We start from the raw sequence: 23910 nt of genomic DNA, 5'->3' as shown, positions 1-23910 counted from the left end.
ACTTGGCATTTGTTATTACATCACCATGTAAAGCTGAAAAAGCAGGGGAATGTGTTGAAGTTTGTCCTGTTGATTGCATAGAAGAAGGAAAAGATATGTTTTACATTGATCCTGACATTTGTATAGATTGCGGAGCATGTGAAGCAGTCTGTCCAGTTGAAGCAATTTATATGGAAGACGAAGTTCCGGGAGAAGAAACAGAATATATTTCTTTGAACCGGGTATTTTTTGAAAACAGATAAACGAAAGGGCAAAAGCCGCTTACCATAAATACGGGGCGGTTTTTGTTTATTTATTGTAAAGATTATTCTAAAAAAGGTTTATCCTACATAAAAAATGTTAATTTATATTATAATAGGATACATATATTTTTAAAACGTCCATAATATAAGCATTAAAAATTACGTAAGCAAGAACAAAGCATTAAAAGAAATTCACAAAGACCGTATCAACATAAAAAAAGCTTACCACAGATGATATGGAAATAAAGGAGCAGTTTAGCCTTGAAAATAGCAATCGTAACAGAAACCTTCTTACCATCTACTGATGGGGTTGTCACAAGACTTACACAAGCAATCAAACACTTTCGCTCAAAGGGGCATGATGTATTTGTCATTGCTCCAGATTTAGGAGTATATGAGTATGAGGGTGCAGAAGTAGTTGGCATAAAACCTATAACCCTGCCATTTTATCGTTATAGGCCGTTTACATTACCATCTAAGAAAGTGAAGGCTTTATTAGAGGAATTCCAACCAGATATCGTGCATGCAGCAAACCCAATTTTACTAGCCGCAGCTGCCGTCCATTATGCTAAAAAGTTAGATTACCCATTAATCGCTACCTATCATACTCATGTTCCAAAGTATTTGGATTATTACTGGATGTACAAGCCAGCAAAACCACTTCTCTGGCATCATATTAAAAGGCTGCATAATGCTGCAGATCTGAATCTCTGTACATCAAAAGCGATAAAAAGTGAGCTTATCGAGAAAGAATTTCATAACCTTCATGTTTTACAACGTGGTGTTGATATCCATAATCGTCATCCAAGATACTATAATGAACAGATGCGAGAGCGACTAACAAATGGTGATACGTCCAAAAAATTACTTGTTTTTATCGGAAGACTTGCAATTGAGAAGGAAATTCATAAAATTAAACCTTTATTGGATGCCAGAGATGATATTGCGCTAGCTATTATTGGTGATGGACCTTCACGAAATGATCTGGAAAATACGTTTAGAGGAACAAACACTACTTTTACAGGTTTTTTGCATGGAGATGAACTTTCCCAGGCATATGCTACCGCTGACGCTTTTATTTTCCCATCCGTCACGGAAACACTAGGATTGGTTATTCTCGAAGCTATGGCCTCAGGTTTGCCTGTAGTAGCAGCAAAAAGTGGTCCAACAATGGAACAGGTTAAAGATGAAAAGACAGGGCTATTATATGAAAATGAAGATGTTAACAGTATGATGGAAGCAGTAAACAAATTGAATAATCTAGATCTGATACAGCAAATGAAGAAAAATGCCCGAATAGAAGCTGAAAAGTATGCATGGGAAAAAGCATCCCAGCAATTATTAGATTATTATTACGAAACAATCGAAATACACAAAAACACAGCAAATATGGTCGCAAATTAAATGCAGCCATTTTTTGTTGTGTTTTAATTAATATTGGTCACTGATGAATCCAACGAAGAAATTTTGCTGATAGAATATGACTTTTTATGAGTGCTTAAAAACATACAGGATTAAAAATAAGATAAATAGCATCAATCTTACCGTGAATTTTAACGTTTATCTCAATATCAGAAGTAAACTCCTATATTGAAACGTAATTTCTCTAATTATATATAACTTCCTATAATAAAGATTATGTAAACTAGGATTGATTTTTTGCCAAGACTGGAGATCTTCCCTATAATTATGTGAAATATTCATGGTGCGATAATCCTCCCTTACGATTACCATTTATCAATATGATTTAAATCAATTTATAGACTTACTTTGTAATCATAAATGCCCCACCGATTTGGCTGATTACTATAAACTCAAGTGTGTCATTTTGGTTCTACAACGGGATTGAACTGCATTTTATCAAAAGGATTATAAAAGACGATGAATTTCCAAGAAATTTTTTTTACAAACCTTGCTTTTCCTAGATCGTTTGAAAAAGAAATAAATATTGTAATCCGTGCTACTTGTCTTTCCCCACCACTCACTCGGAATCAATATCATTTTAAATCACATAATCTTTTCATAAGATATCAACTCGTTCTCCGATTTTAATACCTTATTAATGATACATTTGGTTGCACCCATTAAAAGATTCAAGAAAGAACAACTGAACTCTTATGTATACCGGTGTCCATCATCCTTAAAGAAATCAAAATAAATCGATAGATATTTCACTTAATACAAAAAATAGAGTCAAGGTAGCAGTTCAAAAATAAAAAGCCTCTTATTTTTATTTTGTTTAGCTGTATCAATCATCATATCACCCACCATTTACTAATAATTATTATAATCTAGTGAAAAAAATTACGATGTTTAATAATTTTAATTGATAATACCGTTATTAATTGAGAATTAATCATTGGAATCTGTTCATCGAAAATAACCTGATAGAAATCCTGGTATCTTTTTACATAATAGCAGGTTTTTAAATCCATAAAAATCAGGACGCAAATTCCTTATATTGCGCCCCTCTGTAGATATCTATATTTTTTTTAAAAAGAAATCAACTACTCACGTTTACTTTTTACCATCGTTTAATCTTCTTGCTTCTTCCGGACTTGACATTTTTGTTGAACCTTTATAACGCAGACCAACATCCCTATCTGATTCAACACGTCCACTCTCTCTTAACTTTTTTTCTTGACGGTCTCTTCCCATAATTAACACCTCCTATACCTAACATGAGTTTTTTCGCCAAATTTATTCATCCGCTTTCATGATACAAAAAGAGGAAGATACATGACGTATCTTCCTAAGTAAAGTTTCAATTATACTTTAACTTGCTTACCAGAAGTAGTCATCCACTCAAATTGACGAAGCTTTACATCGAATTGGGTAAGTGGATCACGATAAATTTCAGGTTTTTTCCGCATATTGCTTAAGGCATCTTTATTGACGATAATCTCTTTCTCTGTCTCTTTTAAGGTTTGCCGCAGCACTTCATTCGGATTTGTAAAAAACATGTTGATATCTCGCCCTAATGATTGTTCGAATATCTCAAATTGCTGTATAAACTTATTTGTAACCGTTTCAGCGGTTTCACTATAATCCTTACCTTCAATAAATTGCTTATATTTATTCTGAAGCATACCTTTATTTTGCGATAATGCGCCAAACAGCTTACCTGCATTTTTAAATAAAAACTGTGAAGGTGTAGAACGTAGCAATATATTTATATTCTCTGGATGTATGTTCCCCCTTGTCATACGATATGCATCCCGACGCCAGTCATCCAACACTTTAAAATCACAAGTCAGCGCTATTTTTTCTTCCTCGTATAAATAATTAAAACTTCCACTTAATTCATTCAAATTAACCTGGCATTCGTTAAACGCTTCTTCACTATCTGTGATCCAGTCTTTGATTGCTACCCGGAATTCTGGTAAGACTTTTTCTTCTATATGATTAAATACGCGCTTATTCATTTCTTCATTAAGCTGCACATGAATTTTCTCGAAATTGCTTTTTTCATTAACCATATTTGAGCAATTTCGAAGCAATTCTGGTATTTTATCTCTTAAATCCTCTTTCATTTCATCTTTAATTTTACTATAGGATTGAGTAATAATTCGAGTTTTTTCCTCTTCCATGTCACCTAACTGATTTACTGCTCCATTAAGTTTCGTTACCATCTCTTCATTCCACTCAATATTATCAATTAAAGATTTTTCCATTTCTACTCGTTTTTCTAGTAAAGACTTTATTGATTCCTTAACATAATAAAGGATTTTACTTGTTCGATGTGCTTCTATGTTGTATCCATCCCTCATAGATCCAATGAATTTAGATAATTCATCTAATTGGCTTTCCCTCTCGAAATACTTAGAAAAAGCAAAGACATTAGCATTTGAAAAATACGTATTGATTTTTGATGTTGTCGTTTCTACAAGTTCTATTGCTTCCTTGCTATTATCAATCCGCTCCATGTTATTTAATAGAAAATGAATAGGCATATTTGGTTCCTGTTCGTTCATCCTAATAGCCAAGTCAAGTTCTTTACCAGTCATTGGTGAATCTGCATTTAATACAAACAGCACACTGTCCGCTGCACGCATATATGGAAATTCAGTATCCTTCATTCTCGTTTGATTTGAAAGCACTGGAGTATCAATTAGAGCAAGTTTGCTTTTACGTAAATATGGTAGTGGCTTTTTGTATAAAATGAATGGCTGATGTCTCTTTCCATAAACGTCTTCCAAATTAGAAATACTACTAACCTCTTTATCAGATATGGCAATAATTTCTGCTTCCTCTGCATCTTTAAAAAGAATGGCAGGTGATGCACCCTCTTCTACTAGTCCCTCTCCAAGCAGTGAATTCACAAAGTCAGCTTTTCCACTCACTTCATCCCCGGCGATCAGCAGATGGAAATGTTCTAAATTCATAAGCTCACGAATCATCCATTCCAATTTTTCACTTAATAAAACATCATGATGGGATGCCCAATCTTGGATGGCTTCAAAAAGCCCCAGTCCGCTTTCCATACCGTTCTGATAGTAGGGCGAATCGCTAACAGCTCTTTCCGCTTCTGTCACAACAGAAATGTCGATTTGGGACGGGAAAATGTCATTCCATGCAAGTACAGCCGATGAAGAAATGAGTTTATCTGAGTTGGTAGATATTTTCATCCAATTCGTTATGTGCCCTGGAATTAATTGGGATATTTCTCTGATTAAATAATCTCCGTTAATTAATTCATAGTATGTTTCTTTAAACAGGGTCGAAAGATTTTGCCATTGGTGAATATATCCTTGTTCAATGCTTAATATTAAATTATTAATTTCATGAAGCCACGGAAAATATAAGTCACTTTGTTTGTAACTATTCCAAAGTGCTTCTGCAAGGCTTTCAAAACACGTTTGGTCGATTTCGTATACAGTCATTAGTACTTCGTTAAAGTAGTTAGGCGTTATCCCTGCTATATGTCCGTGTTCAACATATGTTTCTAAAACCTTAAACCATGACAGCGACCTTGTTCGAACAGCTTCATTAACAGCAAGTTTCACCGCATTGGCGTAATCCTGTTGTTTCTCAAAAAAGGCCCGTGCTATTTCGGTCACATCAGAATAATCCGGATTTAAGTCTACTGCATTCGTAATAGAATCAGCCGCTAGTTCTATTTTGCCACGTCGTATATACAGTGTAAATAATTGCAGGAGTACCTCCGTTTTTAAAATAACAGATTCGGTTGAAACAGTTTTATAATATTCCTCAGCAATTTCGAGCAATTCCAGTTCATAATGAGCATCCGCAATATTTTTCTGTGCCCAAGGCTCTAATTCATTTGAAATATTTTCCCATTTAAAGATGGCTGCTTCAAAGTCTTTATTTAAAAAGTATATCTCCCCTTGCGAAAAGCGGATAAGTGATAAATCGGTTACTTCATTCTGCTGTTCATTCATATACATCTCACCCAAAATTCGGATAGGATGCATATTCTCTTTGTTTTCAATAATTGTTTCATAATAAGTTTTATTGATTAGTTGCTTTTCCAATGTCATCATGAACCTCCAACATCTTTTCGTGATATTTTAACTAAAAATGAAAAGTATATCTATATATATGTATTTTATAAGTCTATTACCTATACCACTCTTTAATAAATTCGTAACGTCTAAAGATTTTATGGCCTTAAGTATGGATAGATTCTATTAAAAAGATAACGGCAAATCCAGACTGCTTACTGAATCTCCGTTATCTATATTATTCCATAAATACTTGGAAATTACTTTATTTTTAATTCCCAGCGATTAGTTAATATTAAGTTGTCGGCTAAAGATTCTAAACATTACCGGATTGATTATTCTTATAATGCTCGTTAAGTTCAACGATCATGGCACCCATTTTTTGTTTTTCGGACTGAAAAATATTAACGATTCCTTTTTTCTCAAGTTCCGCTGCAGTTACTTTGCCAATAGCTACGGCCAATACTTTGTCATTGAATGCATGAATGACTTCTTCTGTATAGTGCTGGAAAAGGTTTTGCACCTGTGTTTTACTAGTGAAGATAACTGCGTCTAGTGTTTGATCTAAGATATTCTGCTTTAAAGCTTTCAATGTTTTATTATCTGGTGGCATAAATTGATACGGTTTTGATAAATAAACATGATATCCAAGATCCTCAAATGAATATTTTAAGTCTACGTCATCCTGATTATACGCTTGTAGGAATAAACGTTTATCCGTATGCGGCTGTTCTGTAGACATTGCTGCCAACAAATTATCCATCGTTCCATCTTCTGCAATAAACTTTGCAGATAATGAATTCTTTTTCATCCATTTTAATGTTTTACTTCCACGGATTGCCAACGTTGAGTGGTCCAGTTTCTTGATAAAATTAGCATGCTGATTAAGATGATGTGCTGTATTTTCCAATGTTTCAGCGCCAATCCCTGTTGTAAATACAATCATATCGAAAGGATTAGCTAAAAACTCTCTTACATCTTCTTCACAGATGCTTTCATTTAATTGTTGTTCTCCCTGAATGGGGAATAGTTTTGGGATTCCATCACTTTTTTGAATAAGTGTTGAAATTGCGTCCGCTTTACGGTTTGCTGCAACACCAATTACTTTGCCATTCAAGCCTTTCATATGTACTCATCCTTTAAGATAATTATAATAAAGTATCTGTAAGGGAATGAGCATAATCGCTAATTCCCTTACTAATTAATAACCAGATACTTTTATTTCCTCGTACACTGCAATTACTTTAGATAAAGCTTCCCGCTCCAAATCATTTAACGGGATAAGCGGCAGGCGTACACTTCCAACAGGCACACCGATTTGATTTAATGCTTCTTTTACAGGAGTTGGACTTGGAGCATTAAACATTGCATTCATAACTGGTAATAAACGACGATGAATATCTCCTGATTCAGCTACTTCTCCTCTTTGAAAATGATTAATCATTTCCTGCATTTTTCTTCCGATGATATGGGAGGCAACAGATACGATACCCGTACCGCCGATAGCAAGCGTTGGCAATGTTAAACTGTCTTCCCCAGTATAAACACTAAAGTCATCAGACGTATTACTGATAAGCTCAGCTATATGATCTAACACTCCGCTTGCTTCCTTCACAGAGACAATGTTTTTAATTTGAGATAAGCGCACAATCGTATCCACATCGAGGGAGACTACACTTCTTCCTGGGATATTGTACAGCATTATAGGTAAAGAAGTGTTTTCAGCAATCGTACTGAAGTGCTGGTACATTCCTTCCTGTGTTGGTTTATTATAGTATGGAGTTACAAGCATAATTGCATCTACACCCGTTTTCTCCGCTTCTTTTGTTAGTTCAATAGAAGCTTTTGTATTATTTGATCCCGTACCGGCAATCACTGGAACACGACCATTCACCACGTTCACAACAAATTTAAATAACTTTAATTTCTCATCATCTGTCAGTGTTGGTGACTCACCAGTTGTTCCTGCAACAACTAAGCCATCTGAACCATTTGCAATCAAATAATTAACTAAATTCCTTGTCGCTTCAAAATCAATTTCTAAATCCTGATTAAATGGAGTTACCATTGCTGTCAATACATTACCGAAATTCATTATTCATCACACACCTTTTTATATTTTTTTGGATAGGTGTGAGGGCCAAAATAAAAAAACAGCAACGAGAGCCGCTGCTGCTTAGAACGTCATTAATAGTTCTACGCTTTGATAGCCCTCCATATAGTTCTCTATATGACAATTCTGCATTTATTAAATAACAGAACCAGCTTCAGGATAATGAGTATCCTTCTACTTCGGCAAATTCCCCTTTTCTTATATATCGCAGGATCTCATTCTCCTCCACATAAGTACTGATGGTTTCTGCACCTCTATCCCTACTTTAGAATATCTAAAATAAGAAAGTATTAAACTGTTAATTGTATTGTAACAGAATGGCTCTATAATAAACAAGCATTCTATAGTTTTAATACTATTCTTTCGTATTTTTCATTATTAAAGTGGTATAATAGAAAATGTTTTTAAAATATAACCGTACCTGGAGGTAACATGCTCACATTCGAAGAAAAACTAGCAATTATTGAATCCTTTCCGGAATTAATACGTCATGATGTATCACTTGGCCGTGTTAATTTCCATTTTGAAGAAAGTGTACTGGAAAAAAAGATCATCGTATATCGTCTTCACCCAAACGGAAATGGATTTGTTTATGCGGAACAAATAGATGAAAACTATAAGGTTGATTCTAATGGAATGGTAAATATCCGTGATTTTACACCGGATGAACTTCGTAAAATTATAAAGCAATCCATCAAGTCCCTTTCTGAATCAGAACCATTTGAAGAATTATGGGTGAACAGCGAACAACAAAAACTTAAAATCGTTCATGACTTTGGCCTATGGAATATCTATGCAGGTGACTTATTGGACGGGACATATGCAACGTACAATGCAGCTGCTGATTATCTGCAGCAAGAGGGATTCAAACGATATAATGAAGAAGATCTATAAGTAGTATTGAGAATGAACCTCCTGTAAAATGCAGGTTCATTTTTTAACTTTATAAAATTATTAGGAACTTGTATTCTTCAATAGTCTGTAAATGTTATTAAATTCAACTACATTTCAAATTTAGGATTCCCGTGAATTTCTGACTAAAGCCAGTTTATTGTTTTTTCGATTTAATATTTTCTCAAGTATTTCTTCCACATACATTGAAAATGCGGGATGTGTACGCTGTCTCGGCCTTGGTAAACGAATAGGCTGGTTTAAGCTAATCATCCCGTCTTCTATTAAGATCACTCGGTCAGCGATAGCTACTGCCTCTTCGACATCATGTGTAACAAGAATAGAGGTGAACTTTTTTTGTGCCCACAGGGACTCGATAAGATCCTGCATCTCAATTCTTGTCAGGGCATCTAGGGCACCGAGTGGTTCATCTAATAAAAGTAGTGAAGGATTATGGACTAAAGCCCTTGCCAACGCTACCCGCTGCTTTTGACCACCTGATAGTTTGGAAGGCCAGTCATTCAAGCGATCCTCTAGCCCAACTTGTTTAAGAGCATCCTCCGCTCTATCTATTGCATGATCTGGAAGTCCAATACGCACATTATCAATTACCCTTTTCCAAGGAAGAAGGCGCCCATCCTGGAACATAATACGTGCATGTTCATTTAAACGGTTCAATGGCTCAGCATTTACATAGATCGAACCATCATTAATACCTTCCAAACCCGCAATTAGACGTAGTAAGGTACTTTTCCCACATCCACTCTTTCCAACGATTGCTACAAACTCCCCCTTCTCAATACTAAGATTCAACCCTGTAAGAACTGTTCTTTCCCCATAAAATTTATGCAGATTATTAACTGAAATATACGTTTCTTTTCTTAATTCCTCCAATTAAATTACCTCCCTTTGCTACTTACGTATTCCACTGCAGCAGCTTCCCTTCCAAATGCTTTGCTATGACGTCCGATAATTTCCCGAATAAGGCATAGAGTAAAATACTTAAAACAATAACATCCATTTGCATGAATTCCCTTGCATTCATTGCCATATAACCGATTCCAGTATGTGCTGAAATCGTTTCAGATACAATCAATGTTAACCACATGACACCAAGCGAAAATCGAATACCTACAAGAATCGATGACATCGCTCCAGGAAGGATGACGGTAAAGAATAAGGTGGTTCGCTTTAATCCATACGCCCTCCCCATCTCCACTAATCCTTTATCAACCGACTTTATACCATGATAAGTATTAATATAGATTGGAAAGAGAACGCCAAGTGCAACTAAGAATATCTTGGATGTTTCGCCGATTCCAAACCATAAAATGACTAGCGGAATTAGAGCTAAGTGAGGAATATTTCGTAACATTTGAATGGAAGTATCGAAAAGAAGCTCTGAAATTCTAAATATTCCATTGAGCAAACCAAATAAAAACCCAATGACTCCTCCAATAAGAAAACCTGCTAATGCTCTTCCAAGACTTATAGAGACATGGCTAACTAATTCCCCGGTTGACAAAAGCTCCATTCCTGCCTGCAGTACTTTTGTTGGTGCAGGTAATATCCGCTCTGGTATCACTCCTACCCAGGAAAACACTTGCCATCCGACAAGTAATATGAGAGGGATTAACCAGGGAATGAGCGTATTAATTGATCCTCTTATCATCAATTTCATTTTCCCTACCCTCCTTTCCATCTTTTATTGCTTTATCATGACATCCCGAACATCTATTTCCTTTGGGATAATCTCCAACCGAAAAAATGTATCTGCAATTTCCTGTTGTTCTTTTATTATTTCCTCACTTAATGGGTCCACGCCATACAACCTTCGTTCAATTGCCATCTTAATGGATGCCTCATCAATATTTAATATGGGCTCGAGCATTTCTACTAACTCATCATGGTTATTATTAGCCCAGTCAGAAGAGCTTTCAATCTCTTCCAACATAACTGAAATCACTTCTTGATGATCCTTAGCAAACTCCTTATTTGCTAAGAAGAAGTCCCGATCGGTCGTAAACCCCTCTCCATTGACTAGAAGGGTTGCATTCATGTTTATTTCGGTCGAAGAAACAAAGGGATCCCAAACCACCATTGCATCTGTTTGCCCCTGTTCAAATGCAATTCTTGCGTCCCCGGGTGATAAAAACACTGGAGTGATATCCGTATAATTTAATCCTTCACTTTCCAATGCTTTCACTATGAGATAATGAGAACTTGATCCTTTAGCAAAGCTAACTTTTTTATTTTTTAAATCTTTTATGGATGTAAAGCTTGAGTCCTCCGCTACTAATATACCGCTCCCTTCAAATTTGGATTTCCCAGCCGCTACGGTAACAAAAGGAGCGTCTGCTGCCTGTGCAAAAATAGGTGGGGAATTACCAGTTCTCCCAAAATCAATACTACCTGCATTTAGAGCTTCTACTAGTGCAGGACCAGCTTGGAATTCGTTCCATTCCACCTTATATCCAATTTCCTCAAGTCTCTCTTCCAATGTACCTAATGTTTTTAAAATGATCAGCGGGCCATTTTTCTGATAGCCAATGCGGACAATATCTTCTTTGTTATCATCAGCGGTAGAATTATTCATGCTGCAACCAGAAACGACCAAACATAAGATAATCATTAATGACAATGCCATTTTTTTAATCATTTCTCTAAACCCATCCCTACAAAAATTTGATTTTATATCTGTGTTTAGATTATGTATAAAACGAAAGTAGGTTCCTGTCCTATATAAAATACTGCATATTGATATGTGAACCGGAAAGTTAACTCTGGATCATTCCGGATATTATTTCACTTTTTAGGAAAACTGATATAGATGAAATGGAAGGAGGAAATAAAATGGGAGTAATAAATAATAAGCCACAAGATGAACCACTGCATTCCGGAGAGGTTTATAACCTTTGGTCTTACCTATATAGCATGAAAGGAACCCTTGTGACAATGCAGGTCTTTATTAATCATACGGGTGAACATGATTTAAAAGTATTATTGGAGGACCTAGTAGAAAATAGCTTTACGCAAGAAGAACAACAAGTCGAAGCACTACTTAAAGAATCTGGCATTCGTTTGCCACCAGCCCCACCAGACCGGCCAAATGTAGAGGTTCAAGACATTCCAGCGGGTGCAAGGTTTAATGATCCAGAGGTGGCTATTCTCGTACAAAAAGAATTAATGGCTGGCCGATTGTTATGCAGCTATATAACCGGTATAGCTACTCGCGAGGATTTACGAAGCCTGTTTAGTGAATTTGGAACGCAAAAAGAGGAATATGAACTTAAAATCTTGAAACTTATGAAAGAAAAAGGATGGATGGTTTCCCCGCCATTAAATATAAAATAAGGAGTAGGAATAAATTGACGAAGAAAAATAAAGGCATGGTCATTACTGCCATTGGATCCATTCCTCTGATTATGACACTCGGTAACTCCATGCTGATACCTATACTCCCTGAAATGAAATCTTCGCTTGCGCTTTCACAGATGCAGGTGAGTTTAACAATAACCGTCTTTTCCATTGCAGCTGCTATCTTTATTCCATTTGTTGGATACCTCTCCGATCGATTTTCCCGCAAAATCGTCATCATACCATCGTTAATACTTTTTGGTATAGGTGGGTTAATTGCCGGACTCGGTGCAGCATTTTTTTCCCATGCCTTTATATGGATTATGATCGGCAGGACAATACAAGGGATTGGTGCAGCCGGAACATCCCCAATAGCAATGGCATTAACTGGTGATTTATTCAAGGGCGGTGAGCAAAGCAGGGTTCTTGGGATATACGAAGCATCCAATGGATTGGGTAAAGTTTTATCGCCTATCTTTGGATCTATTTTAGCATTAATTGTATGGTATTCCGTATTTTTCACTTTCCCGGCAATAAGCATTATCTCTGCTTTGCTTGTATGGATTTTTATAAAAGAAAAAAGCAATCGTCAGGCCCCCCCTCCATTTCGCAAATATATCAGAGGACTCTTGAGCGTATTTAAGCATGAAGGAAGATGGCTTTTCACAACCTATCTCGCGGGTGGCACCTGCTTGTTTGCTCTTTTTGGAATTCTTTTTTATCTGTCGGATAATCTGGAAACAAAATATAATATTGATGGGGTTATAAAAGGGCTGATTTTGGCAATCCCCCTTCTTGTTATGGTAACTACTTCTTATATCACAGGAAGTAAGATAGGAAAAAATTTGGAGAAAATGAAACGATTAGTGTTGATCGGATTTTTGTTCAAAACGGTCTCTTATAGTTCTCTTGTATTTATCGAGAAACTAATTCCATTTCTTGCTATCCTTGCTTTAAGCAGTGTAGGGGCGGGTCTTATCCTACCTTGTGTAAACAGTATCATTACAGGAGCTGTGGGAAAAGAACGCAGAGGATTTGTTACCTCTTTATATGGGTCCGTAAGATTTATCGGTGTAGCATTGGGGCCACCAATTTTTTCCCGTTTAATGGATTGGTCCAGAACTGGCATGTTTTTATCCATTGCGGCATTTACTCTTTTGGTAGGCTTACTTGTCTTATTCCTGTTGCATGTAAAAGGGAAAGATGGGAAAGAGAACAAACGAACAGCAATACGATATAAATATTTATAAATATTACTTTTTTCGCCAACCTAATGTATAGGATTGAGAGAACGTTAATTGGCACACTTGATCAATAACTTTTGTGGAAATCCATTGACTTACAAGAGCCAAGAGAATAATTTTCCAATCAATGATTATTGCGGTAATGAAAAAAATACAAACATTTACGTAGAACAAAGGTTTTCCGGGTAGTATATTTCTCTTAGTAGATATAATAAGGGCGACTACTCCAACACCCCCGTTGGAGACTCCCTGACGCATAAGAATTCCAATACCAGTTCCAAGAAATACGGATCCAGCTACTACATCAAATAGCAAATTTCTGTCCGGTGAAAAACCTTGTTCAAAAAAGTGAAGCGATATCGATGTGATCGTTATGCCTATAACTGTCCATAATGCAAATCGTTTACCAAGTATTTTCACACCAAAAAACAGCATGAAAATATTAACAATCCATAGTGCAAGTCCCATATTTATATGAAACCAATAGTTTATTAAAACAGCTATTCCTCCAGCCCCCCCGGATGGAATAAAGTTAGGAAATAAAAACAATCCCATTCCCAGTCCTTGTATAGCTCCTCCTGCGACTACTAGTCCAAACTTTATCATAAACTGTTTCACATTCTTCCCCCTACATTCCCTGTTGTGCTATGGACAACCTCCTTTCTAATTTATTCAAGCTTCACTATATTCATGATAAAAGCCGGTATAAAACGGATTACTATTTATTTTTTAAGCGTTATTGTAAAATTGGCTGTCAAAGGTATAAGAATTAAAGTTCGATTTTCATATCTGTCCCGTTATATTCTAAAATTTCTATCCTATCCGTCATTTGTATATTTTCTGATGAATCGTTAACAGTTTGTTCAAAACTACTTTGTAATTCTTTTCCTATCAACACTCCGGTATCATCCACCGTTAAGATCAATTTTATGCTTTTGTAGGTTATGTTGTCATTATAAGATAGAGAATTTTCTAAAGAACTTATTACGTTAGTATCAGCATCTTCTTCTTTCGCCTTGTCCAACTGTTCATTTATCTCAAAAATATTATTCTGCTTTACAGATGAGAGGTAAGAGTCATTATAAGTAATCTCGTAAATTGTTAAATGATTTCCCTCTATTTTCTCTACCTTTTCTATATCATCCTTATTAAGTTCTATTTTCATAAAAGATTGCAGGTAATCAGGGTATCCCGTTGCACCCTCATTAACCATCTGCCATTCAGGTTCTTCTGTTAACACCCTATTATCATTACCAATAAATTGATAACCCTCGTTTATTCTACCAAAACGCTGGTATTGCGTTTTCTCTTTCTGAAAAGTCTCAGTGAGCGTATTATTATTCCCTTCGCCTAACACTAGCTCTGTATGCCAATCAATATAATCATCTTGAACAACAAAAACACCTTCTGTTTCTTGGGTTTGTCCTTCATGTTCGTTTTCTACAACATTAACATAAGAAAATCTCCCGTTTTCAAGCTGAGTAGCTCTATTACTTGCATCTTGAACTGAGGATAGGTCTTCACTAACATCATTATTCAAACAAGCGTTCAAGAAAAAGAAAAAGACAATAAAAATACTTAGAAACATTTTCTTGGCCTTCATAAACACCCTCCTAATGATCGACACTTTTTAAACGTTTACATTTATTGCTAAGTAAAAAAAGATAAAAATTTCCGCTTGTTAAACAATACCGCAATTTAGCACAAGTAGCGATTACCCTTAGCAAATAATCGCACACTTTTATATAAAAAATTCATTAGATGATAAACTTTATTTTTTATACAGTAACTTAAACCTTTAATGTATAGTTTGATGCTGTAGCTGTTTCCGTTCCTTGTAACACAAATATCGCAAGTTCATCAGCCATTTTGTTGCACTATCTGCCCGTTATTCCAATAAGAAAAGGCCGCTGATCGAAATTAGCCTTTTGCTCGTTGAAGAGTTAATAACGAGTTTTATTTTAGGAATAACTTCTATTTTGTTCCGCTTTCCTTAATGAATAATGATAAGCAAACTGCTATTAGGGAAAGTACACTCATAATAATAAAAGCGAATGTTGTTCCCCATATGTTGCAACTTCATACGAAGCATCCATTTGACTCGTTGCAATGCTAATAATGGTTGTTAATATAATAACACCAAAAGCCATTCCGAATTGGCGTATAGTGTTTACAATCGCATCCGTGGGGGATTTCAGACGTATCCAGAGAACAACCTTCAGATGGCGTTATAAAAATTAATGAAATGTTTGAACCAGTGTTGATTAAACACCATGTTAACTGCCTTTCTCATAACTATTTCTATTTGGAGCAACAACAAAGGAGTTGTACTTTTATTTTACTTCCTTAGAACATTCAACTGTTAAAAACAGGCCTTTAAAGTGACATTCCACTTTATGAATTGATATCTTTGTTTGTCTCAATAATTCCAGTGTGTTGCGATTTAGATGGCACCCATCACAAAGTTTCTTCCATGTTGGTGTCAATAAATCCTGCGCTTTCCCTAAGAGTTTTTGATTCATTCTTACATGTTCAAATACCAATATTTTAGCACCAGGCTTACATACTCTTTGAATTTCTTTAATTGCTTTCAAGGGCTCTGGAATAGTACAAAAGACAAGAGTCGCTACTACGGAATCAAATGTATTATCAGCAAAAGGAAGTTTCTCCGCTCCGACCAAATGAGTTTGAATTGGAATATACGAACTCCCTATTTGTTTGATTGACCGTTTATTCATTACAGGATTAGGTTCAATTGCATCCACATGTGACACATCCCTATAGTAACGAAAATTTATTCCTGAACCTGAACCAATTTCTAATACCCTTCCTGTTGCCTTACCTACAAGTGCTTTTCTAATTTTACTAAATTTATTTAGTTCAAGAGGAAGCATCACCATATCGTAAATTCTTGGAAACCATTTTCCCATTACAAAAATCACCTCGAAAAATTTTAAAATGCACTTTCGTAAACAATTTCAAAAATAACAATAATCACTAATAGCGAAAAATAAATCTCACAGGCTTTGAGTGATATGCTCTTTCATCAAGCATAAGTGTTTCAACTTTTATAATTAAATCTTTCATTCTAACCCATCCTTTTATTCTTTATCTTCTCCCAATGAAAAACACACCTCCACTTCAAATTCTAAAATTTATTTTTTTAGGTCTTCTTCTATAATCTTGCACCATTTGTTCAATAAGTCTATCCAGTGGTAACATAATATTCTAAAAACATATTCCTAATAAAAGACGATCGTTTTGGTGATCGCCTTGTTTAGCTAAACTGTTTTATAAGTAATTTTTAAATAACTTAATATTATCCCTGTTATATTAATAATAAAAGCCGTCTAGTTTAGACGACTTTTATTCACCATTTTATCGGTCAATTTTAATGTCATGCGAGTTGTATTTTCTGAAAATGCAACTCAAAACGGAACCTTTTAGTATTTCTTCGGGCTCCTTTCCTTTATGTAACTCAAAGTGATTACTCATCAAATAGATTCATACTCAAATAACGTTCACCTGTGTCTGGAGCAATACAAACGACTTTTTTTCCTTTTCCAAGCTTTTTAGCAACATTGATTGCAGCATACACTGCCGCTGCGCCTGAGGGTCCAAGAAATACGCCCTCTTCACGTGTTAATCTACGCAATAAATGAATTGCATCCTCATCACTGATTTGAATAATTTCATCATATACAGCTATGTTTAAAATATCTGGAACAAATCCGGGACTTGTACCGACGAGTTTATGTTTACCTGGCTGACCACCAGACAGTACTGGAGATCCTTTTGGCTCTACAACTGCAACATGAATTCCCGGAATTTTTTCTTTTAATGTTTCACCAGTTCCTGTCACAGTTCCACCAGTCCCCGCAGTACATACAAATGCATCTAGATTACCTTCTGTTTGTTCAATGATTTCTAATGCAGTTGTAGTTCGATGGATATCAGGATTTGCAAAATTTTCGAATTGTTGTGGGATGAAGCTGCCTGGAATTTCTTTTTGAATCTCTAACGCTTTCTTAATAGATCCAGGCATTTTCTCCTCACTTGGAGTCAATACAACTTTCGCACCATAGGCTTTTAAAATATTTCTTCTTTCCATTGTACTATTATCAGGCATCACCATAATAGCTTTGTAACCTTTTGCTGCAGCAGTCATCGCAAGGCCGATACCTGTATTCCCGCTCGTTGGTTCAATGATGGTGTCTCCCTGTTTGATTAATCCTTCTTCCTCTGCCACTTTAATCATATTATATGCAGCACGGTCTTTTACACTTTTACTAGGATTAAACATCTCCATCTTAATATATACATCTGCCGCTCCCTCAGGGACAACCTTATTTAATTTCAATAAAGGTGTATTACCGATTAGTTCCGTCATATCATTTACAACTTTCATCATCTAAACCTACTTTCTAGCTTTTTTTGTCATTAACCGAGAATCCAATGAGATTTCCGGATTTAAACCTGTGAGAGTATCCAGGAATCGTTGTTGGTCTTCAGGGGAAATGGAAGTGACGTCATATTTCCCACATCTGATTTGAATACGATCCATGGATAGCGCTGGTGAAGTTAATGGGGATTTTGACTTTACAATAACTTTTATTTCATTAATCTTGACCGTTTGCCTGATTGGACCATAATATATCCTAATTTTGTCATTTTCAATTTTATAGCCGGTTTTAAACCAGAACCATAATAAAATTAAGCCAAGCAGCAACATAATGCCCGCAGCTGCTAGTTGTCCTTTGAGTAATGGAGTCATCATGCCCAGTAGAGCAACTGTCCATATTAAAATAGTTAACCATTTATCCTTTTTCGATGGGAAGTACATTCCATTTCCTCCTGCACATTAATAAAATAAATGTGTATTCATAAAGGAGGATAAAACAGGTCGAGTGTCATATTAACCGAACTTTTTAAACATCCTATAATTAATAATTATAGACACTTTTTATACCATTTACCAAGATTTATGCCTAGTCATCATATTTCATCGATTTTACTCAAGTCAAAAGATTTACCCTTCGTCGCAAACCTTCTATATAAGTTGCACTGAGTAACTTACCAGCTCCAGTTAAGATTTCATCAGCATAAACTTCCGTTGGCTTTGTTTCTATACTTTTAGTGATTCCAATAAACGTTAAAACCTCGACATTTCTTCCATCATTCATGTTCACAGAAACAATCATAGGACGATAGGCTTCGACATACACACCTTCACGTTCGTACAAGTAATCAACAGCTTCAATAGGTATCTCGTAGATAATCCCTTCGACAAATTCACTGTTTGCTACGATTATATCTGCTTTCCCGCCGTCTTTTGAATTTCTACTAAAACGAAAACCATAATTGTGTAATTTTCCGCTTCCGATAACCTTACGGAAATGCTGATCTACCTTTGCCAGTTTAAATCTTCTATCATCCATACAGGAACCATAGGCAAAATAGTAGATAGCACCCTCACGGAGGTACTGATAAACTCTCCAGTCCCCATATGGAATTACATCAGTAGAATCTGCAAGTGATCTCCCTGTTGTATAAGTCAGTGCTTCTGTTATTTCTCCAATGTCATCATAGACAGTGACCTTTTTCTTTTCATACAAATTATCGGATCCAACCAATTCGAATCCTTCCAACCGATCAATAGCAGCAAGTTGAGTGTCAGTCACTTCATATAATTCACCGTAAACTTTTTCTTCATTATGCTCCTTCATAACCGGATATCCGTGTTTCGTATCAAATAATTTACCATATATCCAAGCATGCTTCACCAAACATAAAGCACCTTTCAAATACATGTGATTAACCTCATTAAAACGCAATGTTCCATATACAAAAATTTTATTCATTGTGAATCCCTCCTAATTGAGAATGCTGTTCTTTATAAAGGATATAATTATACAAAAGTTATACAACTAGTATCGTGGCGGTCCATTGCTTAATTTATTCACCTTTTCTCTGCCATATACCCTCGACATTTTTACGCATACCCCTCCCCGGTAAAATGATTCTGACGAAAAACAAAAATCCTCTGTAACTGAATACAGAGGATTTTCGATATTTATGATAATAATTTATCCAAATTTTTAAATTCCAATTCCTCAAATTTCATTGTCACTCTATTCTTATCATATTTCCATTGAGCTTGATCCAGCTCACATGTAATAGGCACGTCACATTTAATTTGTGCTAACGATCTTGATAGATGCAGCATATCCAAATTATTGTTAATTTTCGTTTGGACACCTTTTGGTAATTGATCGATATTTTCCAGCAAGTTATCAATCGTTTCGTACTGCTTTAGAAGTTTTAATGCGGTTTTCTCGCCAATCCCCTTCACCCCGGGATAGTTATCGGCAGAGTCACCCATTAAGCCTTTTAAGTCTACCACCTGATTTGGGTTTATTTCTTTCTTTTCATAGAAGTTATCCCAATTAAAGACTTCATAATTTCCCATGCCTTTTCTCATAATTGCAACACTAATATGTTCATCAACAAGCTGCAATATATCCTGATCTCCTGTAAGAATTGTTACATTATTATCTTTTCCGTATAGCTTTGCGAGTGTTCCAATACAATCATCAGCCTCAAAATTTTCAAGACCTATATTTGGCATATTAAATGCCTCGACAACTTCTTTAACTAGATCAAATTGTGGAACCAACTCGATTGGTGCAGTATCTCTATTTGCTTTATAGCCTTCGTACAGCTCTGTACGGAAAGTTTTGCTTCCCATGTCCCAGCAGCATACTACATGTGTAGGTTCAAACGTATCTACCGCATCCAGAAAGTATCTCATAAATTGATAGATACCGTTAGTTGGTATTCCCTTACTTGTAATCATAAAGTTTCCACGAAATGATGTTGCAAAGAAACCTCTAAAAAGTAATGCCATCCCATCAACCAATAAAACATTATTTTTTTCCATTTAAGACACTTCTCCTATATCAACTGCTTTATAATAGAATTGATTTTTTCTTGTTTTTGCACTAATACTGGCATATCAACTGCAGAAATGAGTATTTCAAGATAATTATTCAATTGAATATCGATATTATTTTCAACTTGCTCTTTCATTAAATCAACAATCTCATCCCACTGCTTTGTATATACTTTTATCATATGTGACTGACTTGCATCTACATACTGTTTTGCATAAGGTTCTATTATAGCATACATCTCTTCTTTCATAAATTCCTTTTCGTTTTTCTCAAAAAAAGCTTTCGTATCTTTAAATTTTGAGAGTAATCGATTGAATTGATGGGTCTCCAATGTTGATAATGCTTGTTCATAATCAGGTGTTATCAATTCATATCTGTTCATTTCGGGAAGTTCAAATAAATCGTCTGATACTACACTTTTCGTTGCCAAATTTTTATGGACCTCTTTTAATTGTAATTGAATATAGGCTTCCATCCTCAATGAAACAGCCTGCATTTCCTGATGTAGCTCAAACCCTATATATTCAATAAGATTATCTAAGCAACTTTTCAATTGAAACAGCGCTCTTTTTCCGGACTCTGTAATGGTTGTTGGGTTAAATATTTCTTTAAACATATCATGATAACGGATCGATAATCTTTCTATTACATAAAATAGCTGTTTTTCCACTTTCTGTTCTATTTGATCTTTGTAAGCTGTGGTTGGTAAGCTGCGAATATCTTCCGTGAGTCTTTTTTTCTTTTCGGCTAGCTCTATTTGTCTGTTTTGCTTTTCCTGTTTATCCATCGCGAGCGATTGAATATAATTGTCTAATACATGACTTGTTCTTTGTATGTCCCAAATGGCTGAATCAACTGTTAAAGCAGCTAAGTCATGATAGATGAATTGGTAAAAATCTTGTTCAAACATTAGCATTTGTTTGTTGAGAGAGCGCTTTTCTATTTTTTCCTCCAGGGACATTTTACTTGATACTGGATAAAGTCTTGGAAGACGTATACCTAACTGTTGAAGTTGATCCTGCACATAATCGGTCACTAGTTTCAATTCCGTTTCATCAGAAGCCAAATCAGCTGCATTTACAATGAAAAACATTTTATCGAGTTGAAACGCTTCCTTAACCCGGCCAAGCTGCATCAGAAAGTCTTTATCTGCTCGGGATAACGCATGATTATAGTAAGTGACATACAAGATTGCATCTGCATGTTTAATATAATCAAATGCTACATTTGTATGTCTTGCATTGACAGAATCTGCACCTGGTGTGTCAACTAACGTAATGCCTTTTCTTGTTAACTCACAGTCATAATAAAGATCAATTGCTTCGATATAGCATGCTTTCGTTTCATCTGTTACATAGTTTCCAAATTCTTCTATTGTTATTGTGACGGTATTCCCTATGAAACGCTTTATCTCTTCATATCCAGCAATCATCGCCCGCAAATAGGATTGATACATCTTATTAAGCTGATTACTCTCATCGATCTTATTCGATGTCACCCATTCCATCATTTCATTAAATTCAGTTGCTTTTGGGGACAACTTTTTTGTAATCATAGCTATGTCATTTGTTAAAGATTCCTTATCTTTTAGGGTTACGACGACAGATCCATGCTTGTTTTCTTTGTTTACAGGGCGAATACGATTAACTGTTGCAGTTGTTGGGTTTGGAGATACCGGTAATACCTTTTCACTCATTAATGCATTAGCAAATGATGATTTTCCTGCACTGAAAGCCCCAAATAGTGCGATTGTATAAGAACGGTGTTTTAGCCGATATGCTTTATCTTCTAAATCATTTAATAAAGATTCAAAACCCGGTTGTTCCTGAATCAACTGGATTGTATTATCTATACTTGTTAATACATTTACTGACGAATTCGATTGAGTTACAGGATTCCTTTCATCCTCATTGGTGAAAAGCTCCTTTTCAGAAGAAACAACTGATTTATTTGTTGGTTTACTCTCCTGCCTGATTGGTTTAGGGCCCATAGCCAGTTCATTCTTCATATTTTTCCAAACGGTTTCATCGACATATGGGTTTTCTAATTGATTTTCCAATCGTTCATAGGCTTGTTTCTCTTCATATTGTAATTTTTCTAATTCCTCTTTATCATTTTTTTCTTTACTCAATTCAGCTAGCTTACGAAGATAGTTATCTTTATCTGGTTCATTTTTATTTTTAATGTAGGTCTGTATAGGTTTTAAAATATTTCTCGCAACCTGCCTATAATCATTTTTAATAGCAACTGCTATATCATTCGTATAAATCAATACATAATCACCATTCACTTTTGCACCTGGTTTCACTAGATTACGTATATGTTGACTGCTGTATGTAACTTCTATTTCATTTATTTTGCTTTGAATTCCGGAATCATTCACATCATATTTTTTTACCAATGCATTTAATTTGTCACGGAGCCTCCATTGAATCGATGAATTCATCGTTTCATTTAAGTCGGAAAGAAATTCAGCCTCTCTTAATTGTTGCTCTTCTGCTGTTTTTCTTTTTGAAGCGAAAAAGCCAACCTTAAAATCAGGCTGCTGGGATTCCAAGTAGTGTTGCGCTTTATCTCTAAGGCTGGCAGGCATTAAATATGCATTATTTAATGTTTGTTGCAATTCTTTCATATAATCCTTTTCAAACTGCATTGGTTCATTTTCCAAATTAGAGACTTTTGTATTTGTACTTTCCAGTTCCTTAACAATATCGAAATTGCTCGATTTGGCTTCATCTTCAGTTAATTCATTCTTCATAGTTTCATACATATTTTTGATGAAATTACAATGGTCGTTCATCACCTGTTTTACAGACTGTAAGATATTCAGATGTTGCTTACGATCATCCATGATAGAAAATAGTTTCTGTTTAATCTCTTCTATCTGGTTATGTGCTGCGGAGGGATCCACCAAGGATGTATAGTAGATGTCCTCTGGCTTTAAGCCCCATTGATCAAACGTTTGTTTAATGTTTCTATCAAAGTTATTAAAGGTCAATTCCTGCTCATCATGCTTATCGATTTGGTTGATTACAACATAATATGGTAGACTCTTTTCTTGAACTGTTTTTAGGAATTGTAAGTTAACTTCTGACTGGACATGATTATAATCCATAATATAAAGTAGTATATCAGCTAAATGTAAGGATGCTTCCGTCATTATTCTATCTGCATCATCTGCTGCGTCAATACCTGGAGTATCAATAATGGCAGATCCTGCAGGAATAATCTGTTTCCCTGTACTGATCTCTATCTTGTTGATCGCTTCTTTATCTTTCGAGTATTCTTTTATCATATCGATATCATATGGTTCTTCATATTCTACTGACTGTCCACTCGTAAAATATACACGTGCAACCCCTTCACCAGAGTTAATTTTTACTACATTAGCACTTGTCGGTATAGGGCTCTTCGGTAATATCTCTTCACCTACTAATGTATTGATCATCGATGATTTACCGGCAGAAAAGTGCCCCGCAAAACTGATAACCAATTCCTGCTTTTTAAGTTTTTCATAAATTTCCAACATTTTAATGGCGTTTGCCCTGTCACCATTTTCTCTTATCTCCCTATAAACACCAGCAATTTGATCTGGTTTAAGGGTATGCTTCCTTTCTTGTACGATCATGTTATTCAGTTCCTTTC

20 protein-coding genes and 1 riboswitch are annotated in these 23910 nt (G+C 35.5%); of the genes, 5 read left to right on the top strand and 15 right to left on the bottom strand.

Going from position 1 to position 23910, the window contains the following annotated elements:
- The first annotated feature begins 2 nt into the window (after positions 1–2).
- Positions 3–242: a 4Fe-4S dicluster domain-containing protein gene (locus tag BV906_RS00295; protein WP_087971479.1), complete on the top strand. Its 240-nt coding sequence runs from the start codon at positions 3–5 to the stop codon at positions 240–242.
- A gap of 261 nt (positions 243–503) precedes the next feature.
- Positions 504–1646, top strand: a complete 1143-nt coding sequence (locus BV906_RS00290) for a glycosyltransferase family 4 protein (RefSeq protein ID WP_087971478.1) — start codon at positions 504–506, stop codon at positions 1644–1646.
- 1113 nt (positions 1647–2759) lie between these two features.
- Here the strand turns inward: BV906_RS00290 and BV906_RS00285 are convergent.
- The 4 genes from BV906_RS00285 to dapA all read right to left on the bottom strand — a co-directional run bounded on the left by BV906_RS00285 (position 2760) and on the right by dapA (position 7802).
- Positions 2760–2900 (bottom strand): YpzI family protein, encoded by a 141-nt coding sequence (locus BV906_RS00285; protein WP_087971477.1) that lies wholly within the window; start codon positions 2898–2900, stop codon positions 2760–2762.
- A 110-nt stretch (positions 2901–3010) separates the two neighbouring features.
- Positions 3011–5743 carry a P-loop NTPase family protein gene (locus BV906_RS00280; protein ID WP_087971476.1) on the bottom strand — a complete coding sequence of 911 codons (2733 nt, stop codon included), beginning with the start codon at positions 5741–5743 and terminating at the stop codon, positions 3011–3013.
- A 280-nt stretch (positions 5744–6023) separates the two neighbouring features.
- The gene (locus BV906_RS00275; protein ID WP_087971475.1) at positions 6024–6833 is read right to left on the bottom strand and encodes a uroporphyrinogen-III synthase; all 810 of its coding nucleotides are present in this window, start codon (positions 6831–6833) and stop codon (positions 6024–6026) included.
- Positions 6834–6908: 75 nt separating this feature from the next.
- Positions 6909–7802 (bottom strand): 4-hydroxy-tetrahydrodipicolinate synthase, encoded by an 894-nt coding sequence (gene dapA, locus BV906_RS00270; protein WP_087971474.1) that lies wholly within the window; start codon positions 7800–7802, stop codon positions 6909–6911.
- 104 nt (positions 7803–7906) lie between these two features.
- Positions 7907–8085, bottom strand: a riboswitch (Lysine riboswitch).
- A gap of 167 nt (positions 8086–8252) precedes the next feature.
- Between dapA and BV906_RS00265 the strand changes: the two genes are divergently transcribed.
- Entirely contained in the window at positions 8253–8714 is a 462-nt protein-coding gene (locus BV906_RS00265; protein ID WP_087971473.1) for a hypothetical protein, read from the top strand.
- 120 nt (positions 8715–8834) lie between these two features.
- Here BV906_RS00265 and BV906_RS00260 read toward each other — a convergent pair whose 3' ends face one another.
- From BV906_RS00260 to BV906_RS00250, 3 genes are read right to left on the bottom strand one after another with little or no spacing between them, the layout of a single operon-like run.
- Positions 8835–9605: an ATP-binding cassette domain-containing protein gene (locus BV906_RS00260; RefSeq protein WP_087971472.1), complete on the bottom strand. Its 771-nt coding sequence runs from the start codon at positions 9603–9605 to the stop codon at positions 8835–8837.
- Positions 9606–9627: 22 nt separating this feature from the next.
- Complete coding sequence (locus BV906_RS00255) at positions 9628–10392, bottom strand: ABC transporter permease subunit (RefSeq protein ID WP_087971471.1); 765 nt, start codon at positions 10390–10392, stop codon at positions 9628–9630.
- Between the two features lie 24 nt (positions 10393–10416).
- The gene (locus BV906_RS00250) at positions 10417–11370 is read right to left on the bottom strand and encodes a sulfonate ABC transporter substrate-binding protein (protein WP_087971470.1); all 954 of its coding nucleotides are present in this window, start codon (positions 11368–11370) and stop codon (positions 10417–10419) included.
- Positions 11371–11564: 194 nt separating this feature from the next.
- Here BV906_RS00250 and BV906_RS00245 point away from each other — a divergent pair, with 194 nt between their 5' ends.
- Positions 11565–12065: a DUF3231 family protein gene (locus tag BV906_RS00245; protein WP_087971469.1), complete on the top strand. Its 501-nt coding sequence runs from the start codon at positions 11565–11567 to the stop codon at positions 12063–12065.
- A complete protein-coding gene (locus BV906_RS00240; RefSeq protein ID WP_087971468.1) occupies positions 12032–13318 on the top strand; it encodes an MFS transporter in 1287 nt (428 codons plus the stop codon). The genes BV906_RS00245 and BV906_RS00240 overlap by 34 nt, the downstream gene beginning before the upstream one ends.
- Before the next feature lie 3 nt (positions 13319–13321).
- On the opposite strand, the gene BV906_RS00235 is transcribed toward BV906_RS00240, so the two are convergent.
- From BV906_RS00235 to BV906_RS00200, 8 genes are all read right to left on the bottom strand, one after another.
- On the bottom strand, positions 13322–13930 hold the full coding sequence (locus BV906_RS00235) for a YitT family protein (protein WP_087971467.1): 609 nt from the start codon (positions 13928–13930) through the stop codon (positions 13322–13324).
- Between the two features lie 151 nt (positions 13931–14081).
- Positions 14082–14915: a hypothetical protein gene (locus BV906_RS00230; RefSeq protein WP_087971466.1), complete on the bottom strand. Its 834-nt coding sequence runs from the start codon at positions 14913–14915 to the stop codon at positions 14082–14084.
- A gap of 730 nt (positions 14916–15645) precedes the next feature.
- A complete protein-coding gene (locus BV906_RS00225) occupies positions 15646–16242 on the bottom strand; it encodes a class I SAM-dependent methyltransferase (RefSeq protein ID WP_087971465.1) in 597 nt (198 codons plus the stop codon).
- A gap of 557 nt (positions 16243–16799) precedes the next feature.
- Positions 16800–17720, bottom strand: coding sequence for a cysteine synthase A (cysK, locus tag BV906_RS00220; protein ID WP_087972142.1), 921 nt, complete (start codon positions 17718–17720; stop codon positions 16800–16802).
- A 9-nt stretch (positions 17721–17729) separates the two neighbouring features.
- Positions 17730–18155 (bottom strand): PH domain-containing protein, encoded by a 426-nt coding sequence (locus BV906_RS00215; protein ID WP_087971464.1) that lies wholly within the window; start codon positions 18153–18155, stop codon positions 17730–17732.
- Positions 18156–18327: 172 nt separating this feature from the next.
- Complete coding sequence (locus tag BV906_RS00210; protein ID WP_087971463.1) at positions 18328–19173, bottom strand: gamma-glutamylcyclotransferase family protein; 846 nt, start codon at positions 19171–19173, stop codon at positions 18328–18330.
- Between the two features lie 212 nt (positions 19174–19385).
- Positions 19386–20252, bottom strand: coding sequence for a 5'-3' exonuclease (locus BV906_RS00205; protein WP_087971462.1), 867 nt, complete (start codon positions 20250–20252; stop codon positions 19386–19388).
- Positions 20253–20266: 14 nt separating this feature from the next.
- Positions 20267–23893: a dynamin family protein gene (locus BV906_RS00200; protein WP_176330228.1), complete on the bottom strand. Its 3627-nt coding sequence runs from the start codon at positions 23891–23893 to the stop codon at positions 20267–20269.
- Between the last annotated feature and the right edge of the window lie 17 nt (positions 23894–23910).

Source organism: Oceanobacillus rekensis (assembly GCF_002153375.1).
In the GTDB taxonomy this organism is placed as follows: Bacteria; Bacillota; Bacilli; order Bacillales; family Amphibacillaceae; genus Oceanobacillus; species Oceanobacillus rekensis.
Note: the sequence above shows the minus strand (reverse complement) of the source record. Positions and strands in the feature narration are given on the sequence as shown.